This is a genomic window from Oligoflexus tunisiensis (assembly GCF_001748245.1).
Classification (GTDB): domain Bacteria; phylum Bdellovibrionota_B; class Oligoflexia; order Oligoflexales; family Oligoflexaceae; genus Oligoflexus; species Oligoflexus tunisiensis.
Genome location: NZ_BDFO01000001.1, coordinates 2,171,179 through 2,197,474 on the forward strand (window position 1 = coordinate 2,171,179; position 26,296 = coordinate 2,197,474).

At 56.2% G+C, this 26,296-nt stretch carries 16 protein-coding genes; 6 read left to right on the forward strand and 10 right to left on the reverse strand.

The annotated features are described in order from the left end of the window. Positions 1–87: 87 nt before the first annotated feature. The 5 genes from OLTU_RS09455 to OLTU_RS09475 form a co-directional block, all read right to left on the reverse strand. Positions 88–717, reverse strand: a complete 630-nt coding sequence (locus OLTU_RS09455; RefSeq protein ID WP_141732514.1) for an outer membrane beta-barrel protein — start codon at positions 715–717, stop codon at positions 88–90. Positions 718–838: 121 nt separating this feature from the next. After that, entirely contained in the window at positions 839–1,399 is a 561-nt protein-coding gene (locus OLTU_RS09460) for a chemotaxis protein CheW (RefSeq protein ID WP_141732515.1), read from the reverse strand. Between the two features lie 9 nt (positions 1,400–1,408). Continuing rightward, positions 1,409–4,003, reverse strand: coding sequence for a chemotaxis protein CheA (locus tag OLTU_RS09465; RefSeq protein ID WP_141732516.1), 2,595 nt, complete (start codon positions 4,001–4,003; stop codon positions 1,409–1,411). A 27-nt stretch (positions 4,004–4,030) separates the two neighbouring features. Further along, positions 4,031–4,537, reverse strand: a complete 507-nt coding sequence (locus OLTU_RS09470; protein ID WP_141732517.1) for a hypothetical protein — start codon at positions 4,535–4,537, stop codon at positions 4,031–4,033. A gap of 156 nt (positions 4,538–4,693) precedes the next feature. Continuing rightward, positions 4,694–10,213, reverse strand: a complete 5,520-nt coding sequence (locus tag OLTU_RS09475; protein ID WP_176736472.1) for an ATP-binding protein — start codon at positions 10,211–10,213, stop codon at positions 4,694–4,696. Positions 10,214–10,836: 623 nt separating this feature from the next. Here OLTU_RS09475 and OLTU_RS09480 point away from each other — a divergent pair. Both OLTU_RS09480 and OLTU_RS09485 read left to right on the forward strand, forming a co-directional pair. Continuing rightward, positions 10,837–11,946 (forward strand): glycoside hydrolase family 2 TIM barrel-domain containing protein, encoded by a 1,110-nt coding sequence (locus tag OLTU_RS09480; RefSeq protein ID WP_218109944.1) that lies wholly within the window; start codon positions 10,837–10,839, stop codon positions 11,944–11,946. Continuing rightward, complete coding sequence (locus OLTU_RS09485; RefSeq protein WP_218109945.1) at positions 11,916–14,054, forward strand: di-heme oxidoredictase family protein; 2,139 nt, start codon at positions 11,916–11,918, stop codon at positions 14,052–14,054. The genes OLTU_RS09480 and OLTU_RS09485 overlap by 31 nt, the downstream gene beginning before the upstream one ends. A gap of 1 nt (position 14,055) precedes the next feature. Here the strand turns inward: OLTU_RS09485 and OLTU_RS09490 are convergent, their stop codons facing one another. Further along, positions 14,056–14,760 (reverse strand): cadherin-like beta sandwich domain-containing protein, encoded by a 705-nt coding sequence (locus OLTU_RS09490; RefSeq protein ID WP_141732521.1) that lies wholly within the window; start codon positions 14,758–14,760, stop codon positions 14,056–14,058. 181 nt (positions 14,761–14,941) lie between these two features. Between OLTU_RS09490 and OLTU_RS09495 the strand changes: the two genes are divergently transcribed. The 3 genes from OLTU_RS09495 (at position 14,942) to OLTU_RS09505 (ending at position 20,308) form a co-directional block, all read left to right on the forward strand. Further along, positions 14,942–15,937, forward strand: a complete 996-nt coding sequence (locus OLTU_RS09495; RefSeq protein WP_176736473.1) for an SGNH/GDSL hydrolase family protein — start codon at positions 14,942–14,944, stop codon at positions 15,935–15,937. Positions 15,938–16,211: 274 nt separating this feature from the next. Then, positions 16,212–17,945, forward strand: coding sequence for a BamA/TamA family outer membrane protein (locus OLTU_RS09500; RefSeq protein WP_176736474.1), 1,734 nt, complete (start codon positions 16,212–16,214; stop codon positions 17,943–17,945). Then, complete coding sequence (locus tag OLTU_RS09505; protein ID WP_141732524.1) at positions 17,945–20,308, forward strand: translocation/assembly module TamB domain-containing protein; 2,364 nt, start codon at positions 17,945–17,947, stop codon at positions 20,306–20,308. The genes OLTU_RS09500 and OLTU_RS09505 overlap by 1 nt, the downstream gene beginning before the upstream one ends. Here OLTU_RS09505 and OLTU_RS09510 read toward each other — a convergent pair. The 3 genes from OLTU_RS09510 to OLTU_RS09520 all read right to left on the reverse strand — a co-directional run bounded on the left by OLTU_RS09510 (position 20,305) and on the right by OLTU_RS09520 (position 22,335). Then, the gene (locus OLTU_RS09510; protein ID WP_141732525.1) at positions 20,305–21,072 is read right to left on the reverse strand and encodes a sensor histidine kinase; all 768 of its coding nucleotides are present in this window, start codon (positions 21,070–21,072) and stop codon (positions 20,305–20,307) included. The genes OLTU_RS09505 and OLTU_RS09510 overlap by 4 nt on opposite strands. Next, positions 20,975–21,562 (reverse strand): response regulator, encoded by a 588-nt coding sequence (locus tag OLTU_RS09515; protein ID WP_141732526.1) that lies wholly within the window; start codon positions 21,560–21,562, stop codon positions 20,975–20,977. The genes OLTU_RS09510 and OLTU_RS09515 overlap by 98 nt, the downstream gene beginning before the upstream one ends. Positions 21,563–21,648: 86 nt before the next feature. Further along, on the reverse strand, positions 21,649–22,335 hold the full coding sequence (locus OLTU_RS09520) for a response regulator transcription factor (RefSeq protein WP_176736476.1): 687 nt from the start codon (positions 22,333–22,335) through the stop codon (positions 21,649–21,651). 675 nt (positions 22,336–23,010) lie between these two features. Here OLTU_RS09520 and OLTU_RS09525 point away from each other — a divergent pair. Then, positions 23,011–24,306, forward strand: a complete 1,296-nt coding sequence (locus OLTU_RS09525; RefSeq protein ID WP_141732528.1) for a Vps62-related protein — start codon at positions 23,011–23,013, stop codon at positions 24,304–24,306. A 48-nt stretch (positions 24,307–24,354) separates the two neighbouring features. Here the strand turns inward: OLTU_RS09525 and pepF are convergent, their stop codons facing one another. Next, positions 24,355–26,256, reverse strand: a complete 1,902-nt coding sequence (gene pepF, locus OLTU_RS09530; RefSeq protein ID WP_141732529.1) for an oligoendopeptidase F — start codon at positions 26,254–26,256, stop codon at positions 24,355–24,357. Positions 26,257–26,296: the final 40 nt, after the last annotated feature.

Genomic DNA, 26,296 nt, shown 5'->3' on the forward strand with positions numbered 1-26,296 from the left:
ACCCACCGGGGGCTCAAGCAAAATCGGTTCCATCCTCTCCCGCCGGATCGCAGAGAGAGGAAGTCCTTGCCAAAATTTTCTGGCGCATTACATCGCGTATGCAAGGGCAACGGAGTAATTCATCTGATCGAGGTCCAGGGTCCGGTCCAGAACGCGGCGATAACGAAGCTCGGCCACCACATCCATCGCGGTTTGCAGGCTGTAGTTCAAACCCGCACCGAAGTCGGCCCCCAATTCGCCCTCCACATCCTGCAGATCCTGATCGTATTCGGACAGCACATCGGCAGGGTCCGTGCTGGCATCAAATCGATTGGTGCTCACCTGAAAGCGATGGGCGGCCAGACCAGCCAGAGCATAGGGCTTCAAACCGGGAGCGAATTCAGGAAAGTGAAATTTGGCGTTGGCACCGACAATCACATTTTCCAGCTCCACCCGCTGCGCCGCGGAGGAATTGAATTCATCGGCCCAGTAATCGAGCGAGAGACCGACCGAGAGACTTTCGGAGGTGAACAGGTCGCCGAAGACTCCGAACTGGAACACATTCTCATCCGTCAGGTCCACGGCAGTTGACGAAAGGTTCACACCCGCCGACCAGTTCCGATCACCCATCGTCGGAGCTGTCTTGTAGGCTGGGCCCGTGGTGTCCTGGCTGAAGGCAGCATGCGAAAAAACAAGGCAGCCGGCCGAGATCAAGAGGGGTAGTGCGATTTTTTCCATAGTGAGTATCCTCCAAGAAAGTGGACAATAACCAGGAAAATGCAACTGCACTCATCATGCCAGTGGCCTCAGTCACCATGGGTAGGAGTTGTTATTCGGGAGAAAATTTTGCGGTGTTACCCTACTGATCGTCCAATTCATCGCGCTGGTAATCGATCCCGGTTTCGGCCAGAACCTTGGCGATATCGATGACACCGTTAACCTGATTGCCTCGCTTGCTGATCGTTGAAATCAGTTCGGAACCGTTGCCACGGCTGGGCAGGGCCTGTTGCTGCAACTGGTCATCGCTCAGAGAGATAACGTAGGTGATCCCATCCACGATAAGACCCACCACGACGTCTTCGTAGTGCGTGACGATGATACGACTCTGCAAAGTCGGCTCTTCATTGGGAAGACCCATCATCTTGCGCAAATTGATGGCGGGCAGAATGGTGCCGCGCAGATTGATGACACCTTCGATAAAGCGCGGCGCGCGCGGGACGAAGGTCAACTGATTCATCATGATGATTTCGTTGGTGACTTCGATCGGCAGAAGAAATTCCTCCTTGCCGAGCAAAAGGCCAATGAACTGTTTGACCGCCGTGAAATCCTGATTGTCCTTGCCCCCATCCAGGTCGCCACGAATGGCGAACATGCTGTGTTCAGAATCCAACATGTCAGGTGACAGACCAGGGATGTTCATGGGACCTCCTTAGGCAGCCTGCATGCGAGCGCGGCCACGGCTCGCTGCTTCGAGTTCAGGGATATCAAGCACCAGAACCACTTCCCCATGGCCCAGGACCGCGCCGCCTGCCACGCAGGGGATATTGCGCATCAGAGGACCCATGGATTTGATCACCATCTCCTGCTGATTCAGGAGCTGATCCACCACGATGCCGGTGGGACGATCCGGTTGGCCAACCACCACCACAAAGAGCCTGTCGTTCTTGATGCGATTGCGTCTCTGGGAAACCTTGTTTTTGAGCAAATCGGAAATGCTGCCATCCTTGGAGCCCAGCGTCATGGCCTCGTCCAGGTGAATCAGCGGCAGCACGGTCTCCCTGAGTTTATAGACCTCGGCCTCACCAACCCTTTGAATGTCCTTGGGCGCGATGCGAATGGATTCAATCACGGAGTTCAATGGAATCGCGAAGGTTTCGCCGCGGGAACGAACCAGAAGGCTCTGGACGATCGCCAGCGTCAGAGGCAGACGGATGGTGATCGTGGTGCCGCGACCGGGCGCGCTGTCGAGTTCCAGCATGCCCTTGAGTTTCATGATCTGCTTTTTCACCACATCCATGCCCACACCGCGGCCGCTGATGTTGGTGACCTGATCGGCCGTGGAGAAGCCGGCTTCGAAAATAAGGTTGAGGCAATCGCGATCGGAGAGCTGAGTTTCCTCGCTGATCAATCCTTTTTCGATGGCCTTGCGGCGAATGACGGCGGGGTCCATGCCCTTGCCGTCGTCCTCGATCTTGATGACGATCTGATTGCCTTCCTGATGGGCGGACAGGTAAATTTTTCCCGTTGGATTTTTCCCAGCCGCCTTGCGAACCTCAGGCGTTTCGATGCCGTGATCGCAGGAGTTCCGGATCAGGTGGATCAATGGATCACCGATCTGCTCGACCAGGGTTTTGTCGAGTTCCGCGGCTTCCCCTGTGATGATCAGGTCGATTTTCTTATTGAGGGAACGCGAGAGATCACGGATCACGCGCGTGAATTTGTTGAAGGCATTGCCAATAGGCACCATGCGGACCTTCATGATGATGTCCTGGATCTCATTCATATGGCGGCCGAAGAGCTGTACGGTTTCTGAGAAACTGCTGCCGAGTTTGATTTGCGGGAAGTTGGTCCGCAGATCCTCTTCGATGCTCGCAAAGCGCGTGCGGTCGATCACGAGCTCACCCACGAGGTTGACCAGAACATCAAGACGTTCAAGGTCCACACGGATGGTGGACTGCTCGGTTTTCTTCGCGCCCTTGGGATCCTTCCGATCCTCATCCGGTCCGGCGGCGGCCGTTGCCGCGGCTTTGGTTGCAGCAGGGGCAGGGACTGGAGCCGGGGCGGCTTCCTTTTTCACGGGCGCGGGTGCCGGTGCAGGCGATGGTGCGGCGGCTGCGGCCGCGCCCTTTTTGGGAATGGCCTTGCCTTTCGCGGCATAGCTGAGCGCCCGGACCACCGGAGCGGTCTCCACCCCACAGGGGGAGCCATCCTTCACGGCCTGCAGGAGGCGGCGCAAAAGATCGATGCCCTGGAAGACGACGTCAATCGTCTCGGGTGTGGGGATGAGTTTATCCTTACGGATCAGATCGAAGAGATTTTCCATACGGTGCATCACGCGCTCGATGCCCTTGAAACCAAACATGCCCGAGCCACCTTTCAGAGTATGCGCGGCACGGAATATTTCCTCGATAATGGCCTTGTTGGTGGGATTCTGTTCCAAACGCAGAATGGCATCATCCACCGTTTGCATCAGCTCATCACTGTTCGTGATAAAGTCGCTGAGCATCGAGGGATCGGATTGGAAATCGTTGGGTTCCCACTCGGCGATTTCCTGACAGGCCTCGTCATCGCCCGCATGGTCGGCCGGAGCCGGAGCGGCGGTTTTTGCGGCAGAAGCTGACGCTGCAGCCGGGGCTGTTGGTTCATCATCCATCTCCGCCAGAAGACGCGCGGCCTCATCATCCCCCATGGGCTGGGCTGAAGCCGGGCTTTGGACTTTCAGATTGGGTTTTTTCGCGGGCGCTTCCATTTCAGCAAGCAAAGCGGCTGCTTCCTCATCGCTGAGTTCATCGCTGGAAGCGGGAGCCGGGGCTTCATCCATCTCGGCGAGGAGCGCAGCGGCTTCGTCATCGCTGAGTTCATTCGCTGGCGTTTTGGTTTTGGGACTGTCATCCATTTCCGCCATGAGAGCGACGGCTTCTTCTTCGCTGAGTTCATCGGCATCCTTGGGCGCTGGCGCTTTGGGGCTGTCATCCATTTCCGCCATGAGAGCGACGGCTTCTTCTTCGGTGAGTTCCGCCTCCAGATCCGCGGCCTTTTCATCCATCGACGCCATGAGTTTCATGGCTTCCTCATCGCTGAGTTCCGGTTCGGCCGCTGCCGTCTGCGGGATGGTCTTGCCCTGATGCAAGGCTGTCCAGCTCGACATGAGATCCAGCAGCTCACGGCTTTCATTGATCAGGTAAGTGAGTTCAGATGTGGGGCGCTCACCGGGTTTATGCAATACGCCGGTCAGCTGCTGTTCGAGCAGCGGCAGAATTTTTTTCACCAATGATTCGATCGCGGTCTTGACCAGAGCATCCATGCTCCCGCCCCTTCCTTGTCTGCCTTGCTATCCCGCTCGTGGCAGTGCGACGATGAACTGAAAGTAACTTTCTTCCAAGGCATCGAACTCCAGAGTGCGACCGCAGTCGCATTTGAAGGTCGGTGCAATCAATTGTTTCAGCGTGCTCAGGTGCTCGCGCACGTTGATGAGCTTGATCTGCTCCTGCCCGCACTGACAGTAGTAGGGCGCGAAGAAGGATTCCACCACACCCCCACCGAGCGAGTTCGGGACCATATTGATCTGATCAATGGACGAGACGCTGCACTCATAAAAGGAAAGTGCACCGCCCTTCGACAGGTCGCTGATCAGCTGAATCCATTCCCGAATACCACAGGAATTGAAATTGCCCACATCCTTGAGATGGATCCGGATGCTCTGGCATCTGATGCGTGGAACGTCCTTATGCCTGAAATTTTCGTCGATGTCCCCGACCACCGTGTAATCCACGACGTCGGCCTCTTCGGCGATCTCAAACCGCAGGTTGTTGAAATTAATAGTCTTTTTCTGTGCCATAGGCAATCCCTGCTTTCCGACGATGATGATTTGCATCGTAGGACGGATCGGAACTTTAGAGAGAAACTTGAGGGCTGGTTTCACAAATAAAATTGGGGGCTTGGAGGAGGGTTCCAGGCCGGACGACCTGGAACCACCGGGCTTTAACCCATGAAATCAATTGCGGGACTGGGACAGGTAGGATTTGATGCCATCCTCAAGCTGCTGCTTGATGTAAGGCCGCAGCTGTGAAGCCTGCAGAATGTCATCAATGGAGCCCACCTTCAGAGCACGCTCGACCGTGTGAATCTTTTCAAATTCCAGGGCGACCTTGGCCTGATGCTCCAGATGCACCGTCTGATAGATGTCATCATACTGGGTCTTGGTCAGCTCATCCTTTTTCAGGCGCGCCTGCGCTTCGACGATCTGAGGATCCGCGAAGGTGTTCTTCAGAACCTGACGTGGGAAGACCACGGCCGCAGCCGGAGCACCCCCGATCACCGAGGCATAGGTGGCCTCCAGAGCGGCGACACGCATGCTGGGATTCAAGGTTTTTGAGAACACCACATAGGCTCCCCCGTGATAACGGGCGACCACGATAAAGATCAAAGGACCCTTGAAATTCACCACGGCACGACCGATCTCAGCCCCGTATTCCAGCTGCAGACGCCGCAGGGATTCGGGTGAACCATCGAAGCCGGAAAGGTTGGCGAGGATCACGACCGGCAGCTGCTCGCTGAAGGCATTGATGGCACGCGCGACCTTTTTCGAGGACAGAGGGAACAGGGTTCCGCCGGTCCACATATCCGGTCCATCGTTCGGGAAGTCGCCGAAGCGTTTCACCGGACGGCTTTCAATTCCGATCATGCCGACCGGATAGCCGCACACCTGGGTTTCCCAGATGATGGCGGTTTCCGCATCGCGCATGGTCTGCCAGCGTTCCAGACAGTCGGCATCCTGGTCACGGACGGCCAGCATCACCTGCCGCATATCGAAGGGCTTTTTGCGCTCCGCATTCGTCGGGCCAAGGATATCGCCAACTGTTTTGAAGTTCTGACCGAGATTGTCCTGGTAAGGGAACGTGCAGACATTACGATCGGCAGGATCCTTGGTCGGCAGACGCGTCCCGTAAGGTCTTTGTTTCGAGACCATGGTAATTCGATAGTGGCGGAAGAGGAGACGATAGGCTTCCGCGAGGTCCTTGACGCGGAACTGCGCCTGACCGTTGGGAGCCATGATGCGCTCCACCCCGCCGATGCCGATGTTGTCCTCGGCCGACACACTGCCCGAAAAGTCGAGAGCCTTTTTCCCGGTGAGCACCATGGAACCCGTCTCGGTCATGATCAGGATACCTTTGGTATGCATGAGCATGGTTGCCTCAGCGTTCCAGTAGGACTGGGCTCCCACGTTGATACCGGCGACGATGATGTTGATCTCACCGCCCTGTTGCGTGAACTCGATGATGCGCCGCAACACGCGTGCGGTCCAGTCGAGGTTTTCTGTTCCGGTGTTCATATCGATCGCAGCACCAGAGGAAACCGGCACCCATTCCACCGGCAGAAGTTCCGCTTCGGCCATATCAATCGCAGCAATCACGCGGCGGCATTCATCCTCCGCGAGCGAGCCCAGATCGCGGGTTGGGTCACCAAGGATGATGATGCGTTCATACAGAGTGCCATCGGGATCGCGGTTTTGAATGCGACCGAAGACTATTTTACTGTGGTTCTGACCCGGCGCGCGGCCTTCCACGGCCACCGTATGCTGCTGCCCGCTGGCGTCGAACTGGATGTCATATTCCAGGAACGAACCCTGAGGGAATTCCGTGCGGGACGGATTGGTCAGCATGCTGATCACTTCATACGGATAAGGACTCTGCAGACGCAGAGCGTTGACGACCTTGCTCGCATAAGGATCGAGGGGTTTCAGGGCTTCCCGGGATGGCAGACGACCGCGCACGCTGTACTGCGTGGCGAAGTTTTCCACCAGCACTTCGGTTTCGATCGCCCGGTTCTGGCGGGTGAGGACCTTGGTGTAGATGACCATTTTTTCCAGACCCACGCCTTCCACGAGGCCGGCGATCCGCTTGGGATATTCGCCGATCTGGTCGAGGCGCAGAGGATGCGTGTGGCCGATGTGCACCACGATCCGGTTCCAGTAGTAACTGCGCTTGGTGCGGGCCTGCTGCTCGCGGATCACCTTCACAGCTTCCAGCACACCGTATTCGAACTGGCTGATGCGCTCGATCACCTGCTCTTCGTTCAGATCGATCTTGGTCTCGGGGACTTCGATAAAGGCGAAGAGGCGCTGATCCTTGGCGTTCTCCTTGGCCTCGAGCTTCATCACATGCACGTAGCGGCTGTTATAGAGCAGCTCAAGATCGAAGTTCACCAGACGGTCCAGGCGCAATTCACGGAAGCGCAGCGGACTGAAGGCGCGACGGCGGATATCCTCGGACCATTCGTTGTTGGCGTAATGGAAGGAGCGATAGGCGTAATCGCTTTCACGCACAAGACCCAGGCTGCAGAGTTCCACGGGCAGCGGGAATTTCGCCAGGTGATTGCTGTAAACCAGCTCCGGCTGTCCCGAGCTGCGCCGCACGAAAATCAGACACTCCAGGTATTCACCGGGTTCGCGCTTCAAAACGGTTTTCAGCCAGTCGAGCGAACCAAAGAAATCATCCTCTTCCAGTATGGTCACCACACTCTGGATGTTCTGGCCCTGCTTATGGCTTTGCACCTGATAAAGGAGCTGGCCCTTGTGTTCCAGCAGCTGACCACGATCGAAGATGCGATCGCGGTTCATCCGCCGGGTGAGCAGTTCCAAAATGGTTTTGGCCCGCGGCGAACGACGGTCGTAAATCGACACAAGATAGCTCACGATCTGATGACCGGACTCGATGATGTCGGCCAGGAGTTTGGGATCCTTGTTGTGGCCTTCGAGCACCGGCTCCAGAACTTCGACCAGCTGCTGCTTGCGGCGGGCCTGCATCTGCTCCTGGAAGAGGCGATCCACCAGTTCATAGCGAATATAAACCGCGGCATCGACCAGCGAGTTGCTGGTGCGACCGACGTTGATGAGATCCCCGAGCAGGTCGGAGAAGGCGCCGACATCGGTAAACTCGCGGGCGTCGCTGTAGAGTTTTTGCAAGGTCAAAAGGCTCTGACGCATCAGGTCCATCGTCTGCCGGCTGTTGGCCTGGGCTTTGTAGAGATGGAAGAGGGCGCGGGTTGTGGCGGCATAATCCTTGGGTTCAGCCCAGGAATAAATGCGAATCGCCTGCTCCAGGCGCTTCAGGAACGTACCGGGCAGACCCTTTTCCCGATCCTCACGTCGCATGAGGTAATGCATCAGACATTCATAAACGTCCGTCGTGCGGGAACCATCACTGTCGCTGTGATCATTCTGGAAAAGCTTCTGCACGGTGATGAAGGTCCGCAAGGAGTTCATCAGCAGATCCGCAAAAGCCGGCTTGAATTCCGGATGATCCGTCAGGAAGGTTTCAATGCGCTGCAGCGCCTTGCCCACGGGCTTGGTGTAATCGTAGCCGATGAAGATGGCCGAATAATCCCGGGACAGATGCGTCCAGGTTTCCTTCAGCTCTTCCGGTGTGGCTGGCTGGTTCGGGACGGCCAGGCGTGTATAGTCGATGATGCTGGCGGTTTCCTTCTCGGCGTTGTCCTTGCTCTGGCGATTGCTCTCCGTTTCCAGATCGACCAGAGCCTGACCCGCGGCCACCTGCTCACCGGCCTTGACGTTGACCCCACACACGATGCCGTCCTCGGGGGCCGTGACCGCCATTTCCATTTTCATAGCTTCGAGGGTGAGGAGCAGATCACCCTTCTTCACCTTCTGGCCTTCCTGGACATCGACCGTCAGCACCACGCTGGGCGAAGGCGCTGCGATCTTGCCACCGGTATCGAAGGGCAGCATATAGGGGAAGCCTTCGACTTCGCACTGCAGAGCGTTCGTACGCGGAACAATCTGCATCTTATATTTGCGACCACCGGCTTTCAGAACGATCTCATGACCCCAGTTCACATATTCCACTTCAACGGACTTGCCGTCGATGCTGATGTGATAGAAGGGTTCACCCACGGCTTTCACGTGGATCTGATACTTGTGGCCGCGAAGGCTCAGGGACAGTTCCATGCCGAGGTCAGGCATCTGACGGGGCGAGCTGTAGCGGCGGACTTTTTCGGTGAAGTTTTCAAACTCATGCCGATATTCCTGCTCGTACTGATAAATCACAGCGCCGAGCAGCGCGATGTCCCACTGGTTTTTGCCGGCCTTGCGTTCCGGGCTGCCGAGGAAGCCTTCGACGAAGTCGGTCTGCACGCCGCCTTCCCTGATTTTGGGATTGGCGAGCAGTTCGAGCAGGAAACCCTGGTTGGTCGTGCCGTTTTCAATTTCAATTTGCAGTTCAGAAAGGGCGCGATTCAGACGAGCCATGGTTGCCGCACGGTTCGGGCCGTAGGCGATGATCTTGGCAATCATCGAATCGAATTCACGCGGAATGCGGCTGCCCCACTCAAAGCCCGAATCGATCCGGATGCCCGGCAGGGTCGGCGGCAGAAAGCGCCGAATGCGGCCCGGGGTGGGCGCAAATTTCTGATCGGGATCTTCCGCGTTCAAACGCACTTCGATCACATGACCGCGTGGGTTTTTGGGAACGTTGTCGAGCACCTCACCAAGGGCCGTGCGCAGCTGAAGATGCACAAGGTCGACCTGGAAGAGCTCCTCGGTAATGGGATGCTCCACCTGCAGGCGGGTGTTCACTTCCATGAAGAAGGCTTCCTCGCGGTCGATGTCGTAGAGATACTCGACCGTGCCCGCCCCATGATATCCGGCGGCTTTCAGAAGACGGGCGGCCGAGGCCTCAACTTCCTTCATGCGCTCGGGATTCAGGTGCGCAGGCGGGGTTTCCTCGATAATTTTTTGGTTGTTGCGTTGCACGGAACAGTCCCGCACCCCGAAGGTATGCACGTTGCCGTGATAATCCGCGAGACACTGCACTTCCAGGTGACGGCCGCGAACGACCAGGGCTTCCATGAAGATCACCCGGTTGCCGAAGAAGCGGAAAATTTCATCCGACACGGAACGGAACTGCTGCGGCAGCTCCTCGGGGGTAAAGACCTTGCGAATCCCGCGGCCCCCACCGCCGTTCGCGGATTTCAAAATCACCGGATAGCCGATGCGCTCGGCCACCTGCTGGGCATGTTCCAGATTTTCCAAAGGCGCGCCGCTCCATGGGCAGGTGGGCACCTTCGACTGATCGGCAATTTCCTTGGCTTTGATTTTATCACCGAGACGATCCATGGCTTCCGCCGTGGGACCAATCAGAACGAGATCGTTCTGTTCGAGCAAGGCGGCAAAGTCAGCGTTCTCGGCCACGAAGCCCCAGCCCACCCAGACGCCACTGCATGCCGTTTGCTGCAGGGCATTCAAAAGGAAAGGGCAATTGAGATAAGCGCTGCCCGTCAAGTCCCCGAAACCGGGAAAGGAGGACAGAGCAAAAGCGTGATCGGCTTCCTTGACAAAGAGGGCGTCGTTCTCTGTATCCAGATAAAAGGCGACGGTTTCAAATTGAGTCCCATACAGCGTGTTGAATTCCTTCGCTGCCCGGATGAAGCGAACGGCGGCTTCACCACGATTTATGATCCCGATTCTGGCATGTCGTGAGAGTTGTTTCCGATTCAAGGCCTCGTTCCTTTTTTTAATCAAAGAAAAGCTGCTAACAGGGGCGGCTGTTCTGCAAGCTTATGCTTAATAGGAACCTATTAAGAAGATTTGAAAGGAAAAAATCCAGTGAAAAGGTGTGAGCTGGCAGCCTGTGAAACGGAGCTGAAGCCGGAATCGCATGAACCCGGGTCCAGGACGAGCTGGCCCGGCGCATAGCACAGTTTGCATGCTTGATATCCGTTGGAAGATACTGGTATTTTTGTGACAGCCCTCATGAAATAAAGACCAGGCTCAAATTCCGTAAATTTTTACGGGATAAATTCCCTCAGTGGTTTCGAATAAGGCGTAGTGAGCTAGCGCCCGGGGTCCATGCCATTAATGGAGCGGTGTCACTCAAACGGATAAGGAGGGTGTCGGCCGCAAGTTGTCTTCCCTTTCTGTCGCTGCATCCCCACAGACTTAAATCCCCTCCGCCGCGGCGAGGAACGAAAACCCGGATCAAACCTGGGTTTCGAATTCTGGCACAAGGTCTGCTGTAGGGTCGCTTTTTCCAGCGACCTCAACCTGGAGCGACTGTACTTATGCATATTCTGGCTGTAATTGCTGCGTTGTTTCTCTGGTCGTGTCATGGCTCTGATCATGTGTCCAAGCGATCGCCATCCGGCTCCGCACCTGAACCCGAGCCCCCACTGGGCGTTACCGAGCCCCAACCGGACCCTGAGACCGGAGGGCGCTCCGATGTTGAAGTGATCCCTGTCGTCGACCAGGAAAGCCTGCGCCTGCAGGGGCGCCAGCTGCTGGTGAACGGCCGCCCCATGACCATGCGGGCGGTTTGCTGGAACCCGGTTCGCCCGGGGGGACAGCATCCCGAGGGCCTAATCTTCCGGAATCCCAGCGCCGCGGATCTTCTGCAGATCGAGCAGGATTTCCAGATGATGAAGGCCCTGGGCGTGAACACGATTCGAACCTATGAACCCATCCTTGATGACCGCGTGCTGGCCCTCGTGCAGAAGCACCAGCTGCACATGATCGTGCCTGTCTTTCACTATTTTGCGACAGACATGGTGGAAGTCATTTCCCGCGTCCAAAAACTTAAAAATCATCCCGGCACGCTGCTTTGGGAAATCGGGAATGAATGGAATTACAACCAGTTCTATAGCGTGGGCACCAGCACACCGCTGGGCATGGACGCGGCGAAGTCGCTGGTGAAAAAGGTCATCAGCACGATCCGCGGCGTGGATCAGCGTCTGCCGATCGCCACAGTCCATGGTGAGCTGCCGAGCCGGGAGCTGATCGAGGAACTGAGTGGCATCGATATCTGGGGTTTGAACATTTACAGCGGCCTCAGTTTTGGCACACGCTTCCAGACCTGGCGAACCCTGACGGACAAACCGATGTATCTGGGTGAGTATGGAGCGGATGCGATGAATCGCACCGTCGTCGATGAGGCCTCGCAGTCCAAGGCCGTGGTGGCATTGACCCAGGAAATTGAGCAGCATCTTTCGTCCCGATCCGCCGACAACGTCAGCATCGGTGGCGCTGTTTTCGAATGGAATGATGAATGGTGGAAGGATAAGCAGGGTTCGGCCGATCGCCAGGATCCCGGTGGAAGTGCGCCTGGCAGCGGGCCTTATCCGGATAATGTCTTCAACGAGGAGTGGTGGGGTCTCGTGACCATTGATCGCAAACCTCGACCCGTATATCAGGAACTGAAAAAATTGTGGAAGCCGATCGCGGAGGAAACCTTCTGATGTGGAAACTCATTCTTCTTATCTCCTTTCTGGAATTGATGCAGGCCTGTCAGGGCAAATCGGGACCCGATGAACCGGGAACGACGGGCACGGAGCCCACGGTGCCGACGGCCACGGACCCGGATTCGGGGTCCACGACGACCGTTCCAGGTTCCACGGAAACCGAAACGGACCCGCCAAAATTTGAACTGGCGCGACTCGCAACCTATGATGATATCGGCCCACGACCCAACACGCGCATTGAGGATGGCGTGATCATCACCGAAGGTGTGATACGGGTACGGCGGCGTCATGAAAATGATATGGATTTTTCCAAGTACAATCCCTTCTATTGGGAAGGTCGCCTGGCCTTCTTCAAGGTCGAGGATTTTACCGCGCGCGGCGAGAAAAAGCTCCGCTTTCATCTGGAAACGGAATGGCCTCAGGATGCCATACCCACGCGCGGCCCGGACCTGTCGGCGATCTATACCGGTGATCCGGCGGGAGCTTCAGAAACCGTCCGCAGTAAATTTGCCATCAACCAGCGCATGGAACACGTCGCGGACAAGCGCCGTTTCGTGACCACGGTGGGTCCCGAAGCCTTTCAGAGTTTTGCGGACGCTTTAAAGACCGGCAATATTCTGATCTTCGAGTATCGCTTTTTTATGGATGAGTCGCATCCGGATTGGCAGAAGGAAAAGATTTTCAATGGAAATACTTTGTCCGCTTACTATTCCGAGTTTTTGCGCATTCGCATCGGGACAGGCGGCCCTTTGATTGATACGCTCGGAGATTCGCGCAAGGAACCGGATGTGCTGCGTTTCAGCGGCGGCTGGACCACGATTCCCACCGTGCGGGTGGAACCCTGGAAGGCTCTGCAGCAGCAGGCTCAGAACCTGACCCGCGATCAGGCGCAGAATTTTCTGAATGGCCGCACCTTCTTTCACACCGACATGATCACGGGGCAGCATGTGAAAGACCCCGATGATGACAAGCTGATCAATTTCTTTGATGAGATGCGCGTGGCGCGGGAAGGTTATGCTGCAGGAGCCTTTAACATGAATTCCTGCAATGGCTGCCATGTGAACAATGGTACCAGCCTGCTGCCCTCTCCCGGTCAGGCTGTGCATACAACGCTCGCGAAAACCTTCGATCGACGCAATGGCGAGCCGCATCCCCTTTTCGGGCAGCAGCTGCAAACCCAGGGACCGCAGGCGGAAGGTCTGCTGAAGCTGACGTCCTATACCGAGATACCGGTGACGCTTGATGATGGAACCGTGATCACGCTGCGGAAACCTGAATTTGCCGTGGAAAGCCGTCACGCGACGGATAACCTTGGGATCTCCCTTCGCCGAACACCGGCCCTTATCGGAATGGGTCTTTTGAATGCCGTGCCTGAGGCGACGTTAAAATCCCTTGTGCCGGTCTCGAAGGGCGAATGGCGCGGACGCTTCGGCTGGAAAGGCCAGCAGAAGACGCTGCGCGATCAGATCATCGCGGCTCTGAATTTTGATATGGGCGTGACAACTGCGGCGCGACCCAAACTGGATTGTGGAGCGGGCTGCACAGCCGGCAAGGGGCAGCTTCCTGAAAAAGACATCGATCGGATGGAAGACTATGTCTCCCTTCTTGGTGTTCCCCCACGCGTCCAGCCCCAGGATCCCAAAGTGCTGCGCGGCGCCAGGATCTTCGAGACTCTGGCCTGCGGCGTTTGCCATGTGCCGGTTCTGAAAACCGGGCCGTCCCGGTTCAAGGAATTGGCCGGACAGACCATTCAACCCTTCACGGACCTTCTTGTGCATGACATGGGGGAAGGCCTGGCGGACGGCAGCGGGGGAGCGGATGCTCGCAAGTGGCGAACCGCTCCACTCTGGGGTCTGAAAAACGTGAAGCATTCCGTCGATGTGCGAAAGGATCAATTTCCTCCGGGCAAAATCGAGATTCTTTATACGGATACGATGCGGGCGTCCGATGGCAACCCGATCGAACTTCTGCATGATGGTCGGGCCCGGAGTCTGGCGGAAGCCATCCTCTGGCACGGCGGTCAGGCCGCTGACTCCGTGAAACGTTACAAAGGGCTTTCGCGGGCCGATCGCGAGGCTTTGGAAGCCTTCCTCTGGGATTTATAAATTAAGCGGCGGGGCGGGTGACCGTTATCGTGTAGGTTTTGCTCCGCCCGCTCCTGCCTTTGACAATGATGGTGACCGTCGTGCTTCCTGGATTGACAGTCACATCATAACCACCCTTCTGCTTTTCAATGGTCAGCCCATTGATTTCGAGTTCACATTCATCCGGATAGTTCGGCAAAGGCGAAACGGTCAGCACGCTGGTGCTGGCACTCACCACCAGCTCATAATTTGTCATGTAGGGAGAATAGGGAGGGGTCAGCAGGCCATCGGAGGTGGATAAATCCGCAAGGATTTCATCCGGCAGCTCCTGAATCCGCTGCACATTCAATTTATAGGTATTCACTGTGGTCCCGGCGCTGTCCACGAGGTCGATGGCGAAAACATTCGCACCGGCCACCAGTGGCATGGGATCGGTCGTGAAATCCGAACGCAACGGCACACCGTTGATCACAACATGCAGGTTCGGATTCACCGGAGCTGTATTGATACTGATTTTATTCTTGTAGGTCTCACCACCAGCCAGACTGTATTCATTCACATACGGATCGAAGGCCGGTTCCAATTGATCGGCGATGACCACGAGTTTGGAAAGCGTCTGTTCCGCCGTGACAGGTTGCTTCGTGCTGTCGGGGGAATCGTTTTTGCTTTTGGTACAGGCCAGGGCCGACAACAGGAGAACCGGAAACAGAAACCAGGACTTATGCATGCGGGTATCCTGCTTGAAGGGGATCGGTATGGAATCCTTATCGGCAGGGAGGGCCAGGGCCCTAAGGCAGACCAGTCATCAGGAAACGGTAACCCTTTGGATTTGTCATGACTTTTGCAGTGTTTTTCCTCAGACGCGGAAACCATCCGCATCAGTTCAAAATTATGGGAGGAAAGATCACATGAAACTCGTCCACATCGGTTGTGCTCTCGGCCTTGTGATGGCTGCTGCTGGCGTTTCGGCCTGTAACCAGGATGATGAAGATAAGGACAATGAAGTCACACCGGCTCAGAACACCACGGACCAGGATCCGCCGCAGGAACCCCAGGAGGAGATCTACCTGCATAATGTGACAGCCGACAAGCCTTTGCTGGTGGTCTATGGCGACAGTATCTCGACCGGTGTGCTGGCCAATACCAGTCTCGGAAAGAACATCGACAACGCCCTTCTCGTGCAGCTTGCGAACTACATCAAGGCCGGTGAGTACAATACCATTGGCTTTCAAACCAATCTTTCCAATCCAACCCTCGCCGCGGCCACCACGGAAGCGGACCATGGTCTGCGCCAGGCCATCGCAGCAAAAGCTGGGCTGACGCCGGCCGAGGTCGGGGTGGTGAGTTTCGCGAAATTTGGCGCGAAGTCGGTTGATATTCCCGAAATGTTAGCGCGTTGGAACCAGGAGGAAAGCCAGACGATCAAGCGGAAACCGGACTATATTCTGGTGGCCCTCGGTGGCAATGATTTCTGCTCGGATATGACCGTCGAGCAGATTTCCAGCGCGTTCAACGAGCAGATCGATGCCATCCAACAGTCGGCGCCGGATGCGCAGCTGATCATTTCCCCGGCGCCACCGGTGCATCAGCTCGCCGGCATCGACTTTACCTATGGCCCCGCGATCAGCCAGATTACCGGTGAAGAGCTCAGCTGCAGAAAATTCCGTGAACAGGCCTGCCCGCGCGTGTATGAGCCGGATGCCGCCGAGCGCCTGAATGGGATCAATCAAGGCATTCAGGCTGCGTTTGAAGCTCAGAAGGCCAAGGGGGCCAAGGTTTCCCTGGCCAGCGGTGTTCTCAACTGGACCATCGCTCCGGATGAACTCGCATTTGACTGCTTCCATCCAAGCCAGAAAGGACAGGCAACGCTCGGCAGCTACTGGATCGAGGCTTTGCCCCAGTAATTTCGCTCCTGGATCCGCTCCGTCCTACCGTCTCCTGAAAAGGAGACGGTTGTAGGCCCCCTGTTACCGTCATTCTGTTCCTTAATGCCCACATTCCCCGCTTCAACCCCGCCTGGGGCTCAGAAACCATCGGCGCTCTTTTTGCAGAATGGGCTTCGAAATGGAGGCTTGGATGGAAGCGACCGAGAGGCTAAGCTCGCGTCCCACGATAGGGTGGACAGACATTGGGAAGGGCGCGATGAGGGGAATGGCAGTCAGCCTGGTAGTTTTGGTGATGAGTTTTCTTGCAGGTGCCGATTTAGGCCTGGCCCAGGACGTTGAAGGGTATCGGGCCGCCGAGACACGACTTTGTGATTCGGTCGTGGTGGAGTTTGATTTTGATTTGAATTTCACCGCCACCGAAAGGCGGCTGCTGTGCGGCAGCCCTGGGGTGAGATCATGGGAATATATTCCGTTGCGCCAGGCTGAGTTTCATATGCGGAATTTTCTGGCAGCCCGTGGCTATCATCATCCGGAATTCAAAATCACCGGCAGCACCCTCCACGTAAAACCTGGTGTGCCGACGTTGATCCGATCGGTGCGGCTGGACCCGCCCATACCTGAGCTTGAGGTGGAAAATTTCTGGCTGCCGAAGGGACGACCTTTGACTCCGGACGAGCTGAATACGATTGAACAGTGGGCGAGCAGCAAGCTGGGGCGGCTGGGCTATCCCTGTGCCGTCGTGGAAACCCGTGGTGATCCGGATACGGGAGAAGTCATCGTTATGATCGACCGCGGTGATCTCTGGACCATTCGCGAGGTGCAGTCCGATCCGATTCCGGGCGTACGCGGCGGCATGCTGGATCGTTATCGCGCCTTTGATACCGGCGATCAATACGATTCGATCCTTCTCGATATTTCCGCGGAACGTCTGAAGGCCTCGGAAGTTGTCGTGAACACCATGTATAGCCCGGTGTGCAAGGGTGAGCCCGGGGTGGTGGAGCAACGCACGCTGGCCGGCAAGCCGCGGCTGGTGAGTTTCGGGATCGGGTTTGATTCCGAGAATCTGTTTTTGATCAAAGCCGGCTGGCGGAACAGCCGCTGGTCGGAAACCGCCTCGATGCTGGATGTCTCGGCAACGCTTTCCTATCCCAATCAGAAAATTCTCACGACCTTTGACTGGTATTATCTGCCGGTGCCTTCGCATCATTATTTGAAAACCTATGCGCGCATTCAAAGGGAATATGAAAAGCGCTATGAAGCGCGGTCAATCAAAGCCTCCTTCGCTCCCGCCTATGCCGGAGATATCCTGGGCATACGCGGGGATATCTATGTGGGTCCGTCCCTGCTCTTTGAAAATACCCTGCGAGGCGATGGACCACGCAATGCACGTCTTCTGACGATCGATTTCGGGATCGCCGGGCAGTCGCATCTTTATGAATATTTCACCTATCAGGCGGCTCCCCAGAGCGGTTACAAATTCAATCTGTTTGCCAGCACGAGCGACAAGGGGGCGGCCTCCAATGTTTCCGCCACCACATACAGCGCGGATTTTACGAGGCTTTGGAATCTTTTGGATCTGGAGCCCAATATCTGGGTCTTCGGTATTCGCGGAAGTTTCGCCACGACGCGACCCGGCCGCGACACCAATTATGATGATTTGCCGCCGTCCTTCAAGTATGCCCTGGGGGGATCGGAGGACATGCGCGGCTTCGGGCGCAAGGCCCTGCCGACGGAAGGTTCAGGGGCATTGACCAAAGCCTATCTGGGCAGTGAATTGCGCTTGAACAATAGTCTGCCCTATCAACTGCAGCCCTTTATTTTTGCCGACTGGGGCAAGCTGGGGCAGCGATCCTTGATCCTCGATCCCACACTTTTCTGGTCGCCTGGTGTCGGTCTGCGTTGGGGCTCACCGATTGGTGTGCTGCGCTTCATGCTGGGTCATGGTTTTGTGTCGGGCGAGGAGAGGGAAAAATATCAAGGCGTGGCCGCTCTGCAATTTTATGCCAGCATAGGAGAGCAATTCTAATGGGAATCCTGCGAGGCTTTCTGAAATTTCTGCTTGGTCTGGTGACGACGCTTGTGATTTTAGTGGGGCTCGCGTTGGGTGGGCTCTTTTACATTCTCAATCGCCAGGAATTCACCTTCCCGGAAACGACCCTGCGCTGGGTGGCGGGACATGTGCTGGAGCCCATGAATATTCTGGTGACGTTCAAAACCCTGGACGCGCGTCTGATCAGGACCAGTGACGAGGACTGGTATGCGAGGCGACTCGTCGTGCGCAGTGAAAATCTGGATGTGACCATGCCCGATTTTTTGCAAACGCATATTCCGGATCTGGACCTGCAGCTCGGTCTGAACTTTCATCCGCAGCGTTACGGCATCAAAGGGATCGGACCCATCGATGCCTCGGGCGTGCGTCTGAACCTGAAGCTGGCGAAGGAGGATCCGAAGAAGGAGGAGAAGCCCTTTGATTATCAGCTCTGGCTGGATCGGCTGCAGGCGGTGCGGTTTGAACCGATTCGCCTCGGTTTTCAAAGCCTGGTGATCCAGCGACCAGGTGAACCTAAAATGGAAGCGCAGCTTTATGCGAATCTGCGGCGACAGGAAGGGAACAGGTGGAGCATCAGCGTGCGCGCGGATCGGGTGAAGGGCATTCCGGCCCGGAAAGCCAATTTCGATCTGCAGCTGGATTTGCCGGAAGGTTCCACCCTTTTGCCTCTGGCGGCCCAGATCAAGGGCCGTGTGGATTTGGGGAAACTCGGCTGGGCCCGGCTTGCAGGCGATGGACGCCTGGAGGCGGAGGACAGGGGCGAAGTTAAACTGGACCTGACCTCCCGTTTTCAAGGCAAGCGTCAGGAATTGAAAGCCAGCGGCAGACTGAATCAGGAACGTTTCACCATCAAGGTCAGCGGCCAGGCCAACCAGCCTGTCGATGCCCTGCGGCAGGTGGAGCTGAATGGCTGCGAACTGGAGGGCATTCTGCGGCGGAAGGGAAAGCCTTTTTTGCAGTCGAATCTGGATTGCCGGGTGGGCTTGACCCGCGTGCCGGCACCTGAGGAAAAACCCTTCCAGGATATGCTGCCGCGGGATTTTGATTTCCGCATTCAGGGACCGATCAGCATCGCCAGCTGGGATAAAAATCCGATTTTCAAAGCTCCCTTGAAGATCACGCTGCAGCCGCTTTTGAGCCAGCTCTATACCCTGCGTGGTCAAACCAGTGTGGAGCTGAGCGGGCGTGTCATGGGGGGAGTGGACGACATCACGGCGACCATCGACGTGAGTTCGCAGCTGGCTTTCGATCGCTTCCAGCCGGTGGTCAAGCGTCTGGAGGAAACCGATTTTGCCGTGCCGGCTCCGTTCAATACTCTGGATGGCCGCATCTACTGCAATATCGAAGGGCGCATCCGCAAGATGGGGGCGATCATGGATCTGCCCTTGGACTGCGGAACGGAACTGTCGTCGGTCACGCAGTCCATGTTTATTCAGGCGCGCGGTACGATTGAAAAGGAGGACGATCAAAAACCGGTGATACGCCTAGCCATTGGTCTGAATAAGTTAACGTTTGAACTGCCACGTCTCGCGCTCAATGGATCGGTGCCTCAGCTTTTTCCGGATCAACGCATCATGACCGCCGAGGAGCGGGCCAAGGAAGCCGCCAAAGCCGATGATGCTCTGCCGGTTGTCCTCGATCTGCACATTACCACGCCTCCGGACCGACCGATGACGCTGGTCACCAGCCTGCAGCCGATACCGGTGCCGATCAGTATGGATTTGACCTTGAAAGGGGACAGAATTGAGCCTCAGGGAACGATCGGCGTTCATCAGTATCGGGTCACATTTTTCAAGCAGAAGGCCTTTGTGGATCACATACGTGTGATCCTCTCTCCGGATGAAGAGCAGCCGCTGCTGGATGGCCTCGTGGTCTTCCAGGATCCGGATGTGAAAATCAATTTAAGACTGTCGGGTACCGTGGATCGACCCTTCTATGAACTCGATAGTGTCCCGCCCCGTTCCCCGACCGAACTGGTGTCGATCATGCTGTATGGAGGCGATCCTGAGGCCCTGGATGACGAGAATCTACGGTCCGTGGATGAAACCCGCGCGGCCATGGTCGACGGGGCCATCGGACTCATGTCGATGTACTACCTGGCCTCGACGCCGATTGATAGCGTCGGTTACAACCCTTACACCGGACAGTTCCGGGCCCGGGTGCGCGTGGCGCAGGGTCTTTCGCTGACCTTGGGTTCGGACCTGGGAGGCGTGCGGCAGTCCGTGACTCTGCGCAAACGTTTGACCGAAAACTGGTCGTTTGAAACAGGTGCGGAGACGGATGAGGAAACGCATGAGAGCAAGGGCATTGCCATGTTCAAGTGGGGCCGGCGTTATTAAAGGCCGGCGGCCTTCCCCGCAGCATCCAGCACCTGCGTGAATTGAAGGATGAAACGGGTGTTCGGACTTTGCGGGTCAATCCAGATCTTGCCGTGATGCGATTCCATATGGCGACGGGCCAGACTCAGGCCCATGCCGAGGCCCTTGCTGGCGGTTTTGGTGGAATAGAAGGGGACGAAGCTTCTTTCATGCGGATGGGCCGGAATCCCGCGTCCACTGTCGGTGATGGTGATCTGAAGCGTGTGATGCTGGATCGCGGCATCGACCTGGATCCATTCGGTGGCCATGCCTTCGATCGCATCCAGACTGTTGTTGAGCAGAATCAGAAAGACCTGCAGAATCTGGGTTGGGTTGCCCTTGATATAATACTGCGGGGAAATATCGGCGATCGTGAGACGCGCGGGACGCGATTGAATTTGACAGCGGAACAGTTCCAACGCCTCGTCGAGTACGGACCGAATTTGCAAGAGTTCCTGAGTGTGTGTGGCCTCAGGGTTTTGACTCATGGTTCGGACGCTTTTTACGATGCGATCGATGCGTTTCACATCCGAACCGATGGATTCCAGGGCCCCTTTGATGCGCGGCGCGCTGCCGGCGGCATCGGTTTGCAGCAGCTTTTCCGCCAGGCCGGTGCGATCGGCTATTACACTCAATTGGTTTTCGATTTCATGGACGATGCCGGGGGTCATGGCGCCCAGGTTGGAAAGATTCTGCGAGGCCAGGATCAGATCCTGCTGATTGGCAATGATCAAGGCATATACCATGATCCATGACCAGAAGGTCCGCTGTTAAAAGAAGAATGCGCTGGGCCTTTTCATGGAGGGTCAGGTCCTGATGTTCCGAAATCTGATAAAGGTGACGACTCCAGTCGAGACGTTTCTTGCGGTCCAGGGCCCGCCCCAGGGATTTTTCCAGATCTGAAGGTGTGAAAGGCTTGGTGATATAGTCGACGGCCCCGAGCCGCATGCTGGTGATGATGGGTTCGTTCTCGGAAAAGCCGGTAATCAGCACAAAGGGGATATCCGAACTGGAGAGCCGCACATGTTCGAGGATGCTGACCCCATCGAGGTCGGGCAGCCGAACATCCGTCATGACGATATCAAAGCGTTCCGTTGCCAGAAGGCGCAGACCCTCGCGGCCGCGTTCGGCCAGGGTTACGACGCAGTTGTTGCGTTCCAGGATCTCCTGGATGTAGTGCCCAATGTCGGTATCATCGTCAATGGCCAGGACTTTGGTCGGTTCCGCTGACTTCATGTTCCCATCCTCAGGCCGAGGCCTCGTGGTGAATCGGAAAGCCTTCTTTCCAGAATACAACCCGCCGTGATGGGATTCAAAAAGAATTAGGGAGGGGAAGCCTGGTGGGAACTGGATTGCAATTCGTAGCCTGCCTCGGTGCAGACGATCGTCAAGCCGAGAGCGGCGATTTTCCGGCGAATGTTGCTGAGGTGAACATCCAGGGTTTTTTCTGAAACATTGATGTCCTTCCACAGCGTAAGCACCAGATTCCGCCGCGGAACGATCTGCTCGGGGGCCTGCAGAAAGAGACTGAGGATGCGGTATTCCTTGGCGGTCAGCTCGCTGGATCTTTCGTTCCGGGTGTAAAGCGTCATGCTCAAGGGGTCAAGCTTGACTGAGGAAATGTCGGCGTCCTGCCGGGTGATGCGGTTCAGGAAAATATCGATCTTGACCTGGATTTCCGCCTTGCTAAAGGGCTTGGAAATAAAATCCAGAGCGCCGACCGTGAAGCTGTTGCGGATGGCATCCTGCTCGTCCAGTCCGCTGACGACGAGGAACGGCGTATTTTTAAGCTTCGGCGCTATATCTTCGAACACAGTGTGGAGATTTCCATCCGGACACATGAGATCAAGGATCATCATGTCAGGCGCGGTCATGGTTTCCAGACCGGTCCGAAACTCCTGAAGACTGGAAAACAGCGTCAGCTGATAATTACGGCCGAGCATATCCTCATAGATCGCCTGCATCTGCAGATCGTCTTCCAAAATCCAAATACTTTTACCAGGCGACATGACCATCTTCCTCACCACTGTTGACAGGGCGACCCGGGGCTACGGTGCCAGGACGGGCGGACCTCGCGATCGCTCACTGGAAGATGCACGGTCTTATTCATCAGTGGGCCTCCGACCATAAGATATTAATATCTCAGATTTCAAGGTTTGCCAGGCCCTTTGTGTGGCCACGATTTGACATCAGCCGTCACAGATAGACGAATTGTAGCACCTTGCAGGTTTAGCCTAAGCTCCAGCTTGAGCGGTTTTTTCGTGATCATCAAGCGTTTGCGTTCCTGTCTGCAACCAGCTTATCGGCTTTCCAGGGAACCAACCCTATTGTGGTAAATTTTTCTTAACCAGAAATTTGGCTTTTTCCGTCCGAACCGTCTTCACTTCTGTACAGGAAACGTCCTTTTTCGAAAAGCGAAACGATGCCGCAAGGGCTCATGGATCCTGGCGTCCGAACTTTCTCAGCATTCCCGCCCCCTTCGCGTCGTCCCGGCTCTGAGCGTAACTCGGCGACAACAACGTCGCTCACAACAACTTGTCGTTTCCTGGCAACTTTGCTATAGGCCTGGGTAAGAACAATTTTTCATTCATTTCGTCATGAAATGCTCGAACGCAGGAGATCTGCGAAAGCCGCGTTTATAAGCGCGTTGCGGTCGTGCCTTCGCGTTCAGTCGAGGGGGAAACATGATGTCTGGTAACGGTAGGAGTCTTGTCCTGGGGCGTTTCCGCGTCCTGATGCTGAGCTTTTTCTTGGCCCTGAGCGGCGGCGTTCCCCTGCAGGCGGATGACTGGACGCCCGCAACGTCAGAAGAGGAGGGCGACGCTTCACCTGCTCAATGTTCGTCGGGTCTGGTGTCGGGCCTGCGCTGCACGGGACGCTATTGCGATGATATGGCCCTGAAATGCAGCCCGAATCCGACCCTTGGCGATCGCAGCTGGTCGCCTTATTTTTCTGAAGAAGGCAACAATGAATTTGTCTGTCCGGCAGGGCGCTGGATCGATGGTCTGCGCTGCCGCGGCCGTTACTGTGATAATGTTTCCGTACGCTGCGCTGCCGCTCCAAATGTTCAGACCAATCATTGCTACTGGGCGCCATCCATTTCTGAGGAAAATTCAGGGACCATCGACTATGGTTCGGGCACGTATTTGAAAGGTCTGCGCTGCCGCGGTCGTTACTGCGATAATTTGGAATCATATATCTGTCAGACGGAAAAACCGGCCTGCACCGATGAATCCTGCCGTGCGGAACAGGCTCGCCGCTTCGCTCCCGTGCTGCGCTTTGATAAGGTGCAGGGGGCCACGGATAAATGTTTTCCCAGTGATGCTGGTCAATATTACGAGATCAGAAAATCGGGCTCCAGGGAACGCGTGTGCAATACCGATGTTTCCTCGGTGGAAAATGGTCTGATCCCCATCTACTACGCGTATCAGGATTGCAGTCTCGATACGACCGTGATCATGTACTGGTTCTTTTACGGTTATCAGGATACCTGCACCGGCAGTCTCGGCTCCCATGATGCCGACTGGGAACGTGTGGCGGTAAAAATTCGCAACGGTCAGGTGGAACGTGTGCAGTTCTATCAGCATGGTGGTCATTACACCCGTCAGGGTAACGATCTCGAATTCTTCGAGGGCACCCATCCCGTCGCCTATGTCGGCAAAAATTCCCATGGCTCCTACCATGACTCGGGCGGTACGGGCAGCTGTCTTTATTTTGAAGATTTCCGCAATCCCGGCCCGCGTGATCTGCGGCTCAATACCTGGCAGAATCTGGTGGAACTGAAGGATACGCCGGATGCTCCGGAATGGATGCGCACCAAATCCGCTCAGTATTTTGATGGGATCGCCGCGCCGCTGGCCCGTGGGATTAACCTCTGTGCTCTGCCTGGCTGCGATGGCAAGGATTTTCACATAGGATCGACGCTGTGCTTTGGGCAGTGTGGCTGTGCGAAGAGTTCGATCGGGGACGCGCCGTTCTGAAAGATGGCGGAGCTGAATGAAAAAAGGGGGCAGGCGCCCCCCGGATTTTCAGGTCGTCTCCATTCCCTCCACCAGTTTCTCCGCCTGGTCGAGGGCGTCCAGCATGGACTTGAAGGCAATGCTGTAGGGGGCCGCGCTGCTCATATCCACGCCGCCCATTTTCAAAAGGTCGATGGGATATTTCGAGCCGCCGGCTTTCAGCATGTTCAAATAGTTGTCCCGCGCGCCCGCTTCCCCGCTTTGGACCTTTTCCGCCAGAGCGGTGGAGGCGATAAAGCTGGTCGTGTATTGGAACATGTAAAAGCTGTTGAAGAAGTGGTGCACGTAAGCCCACTCGATGGCAAAGATCGGATCCACTTTCACCACGCCTTCCGCCTCGCCGTAGTATTCACGCAAGAGCTTCAGATAGGTCTGCTCCAGGAGGTCCGCGGTCAGCGTTTTGCCCTCGGCCGACATGCGGTGAATTTGAGCCTCGAAGTCCGCAAAGAGCGCCTGACGGAACACCGTGGTGCGCCAGCCTTCCAGATACTGGCCGAGCAGGAAGAGGCGGGCCTTGTCATCCTTGGCATCCTTCAGCAGCTGGGACTTGAGCAGCGCCTCGTTGAACGTGGAGGCCACTTCCGCCACGAAAATCGGATAGTCCGCATAGTGGAAGGGCTGGTTGGCGTTGGCGAGATAGCTGTGTCCCGCGTGACCAAATTCGTGAAGGAAGGTCGACACGCTTTCATAGTCATTGTTGTAGTTCATCAGCACATAGGGATGAACGTCATAGGCAGAGCCATCCATGTAAGCTCCGGACCGTTTGCCCTTTTTCGGATAGATATCCATCCAGCGTTCAGCCAGGGCCTTGTCCAGAATCTTCACGTAGTCGCTGCCGAGCGGCTTCAGCGTTTCATAAGCGATTTTCTTCGCGTCATCAAAGGAGTATTGGGGCGCCTCGGTGGTGGTCAAAGGCAGATAAAGGTCGGAGTATTTCAGCTCCTTCAATCCCAGCATTTTCTGCTTGAGCTTGAGGTAGCGCCAGAGCAGTTTCTTGTGACCTTTCACCTGCTCCAGCATGGTGCTGTAAACAGTCAGAGGCACGTTGGTGGCGCTCAGCGAGGCTTCCATATCGCTGTCATACTTTTGCAGGCGGGCAAAGAAATGATCGCGGTTGATGGAGGATTCAAAAAGGCTCGCATAGGTTTCACGGGTTTGCTTGAAGGTGCCGAAGAAGGTCTTGAAGACGTTTTCGCGATCCTCGGCATCGGGAAGGGTCCGGTACTTCGTGTAAGCCGCGTGGGTCAGTTCCACCTCGTCGCCGTTTTTCAGTTTCACCTTGGCAAAGGGATGGTTCAGCGTGGAGAAGGTGCGGTAGATTTTATTGGGTGTGGCCGCCATCTGGCTCGCCTGGGCAGCGATTTCGGACTCGCGGTTGCTGAGGCTGTGCTCGCGCAGACGCACCATGTTGTCGAGGGCAAAGCGATAGGGAGCGAGGGCCTTATGCGCCTGCAGTTTTTTCAAACGGGCGGGTGGCATGGCGAGGATTTCCGGATTCAGGAAACTCGCGGCTTCCGACAGTTTGCTGCCGAGTTTCGCGACGCGGCCGACCAGCTCCTGACCCTTCGGGTCATTGCCATCCGCATCATTGAGGCGATGGGCATAGCCGCCGAGCCGGGCGAACTGTTTATTGAGATCATAGTATGTGGCCAGACATTGAGCCAATTGCGGCGCGCTGTGCGACAGCCGGCCTTTGCAAGCTGTCAGACGCGGCAGGGATTTTTCGAGGGCCTGCGCGGCCGCATCCCAGGCCGCATGATTGGGGAAGAGGGCCGTCAAATTCCAATGACTTTGTTCCGTCTGAACCGCTTCAGCGGCCGGAGTGGAAGACGCCGCAAGGATCGCCGCTGGCATCGGGCCCAGGGCCAGACAAAGGCTCAGCAATCCTTTGGTGCAGGGACGAAGATCCATAATTGACTCCTGATCAAAGAATGAATGGGGTGCAGTGACC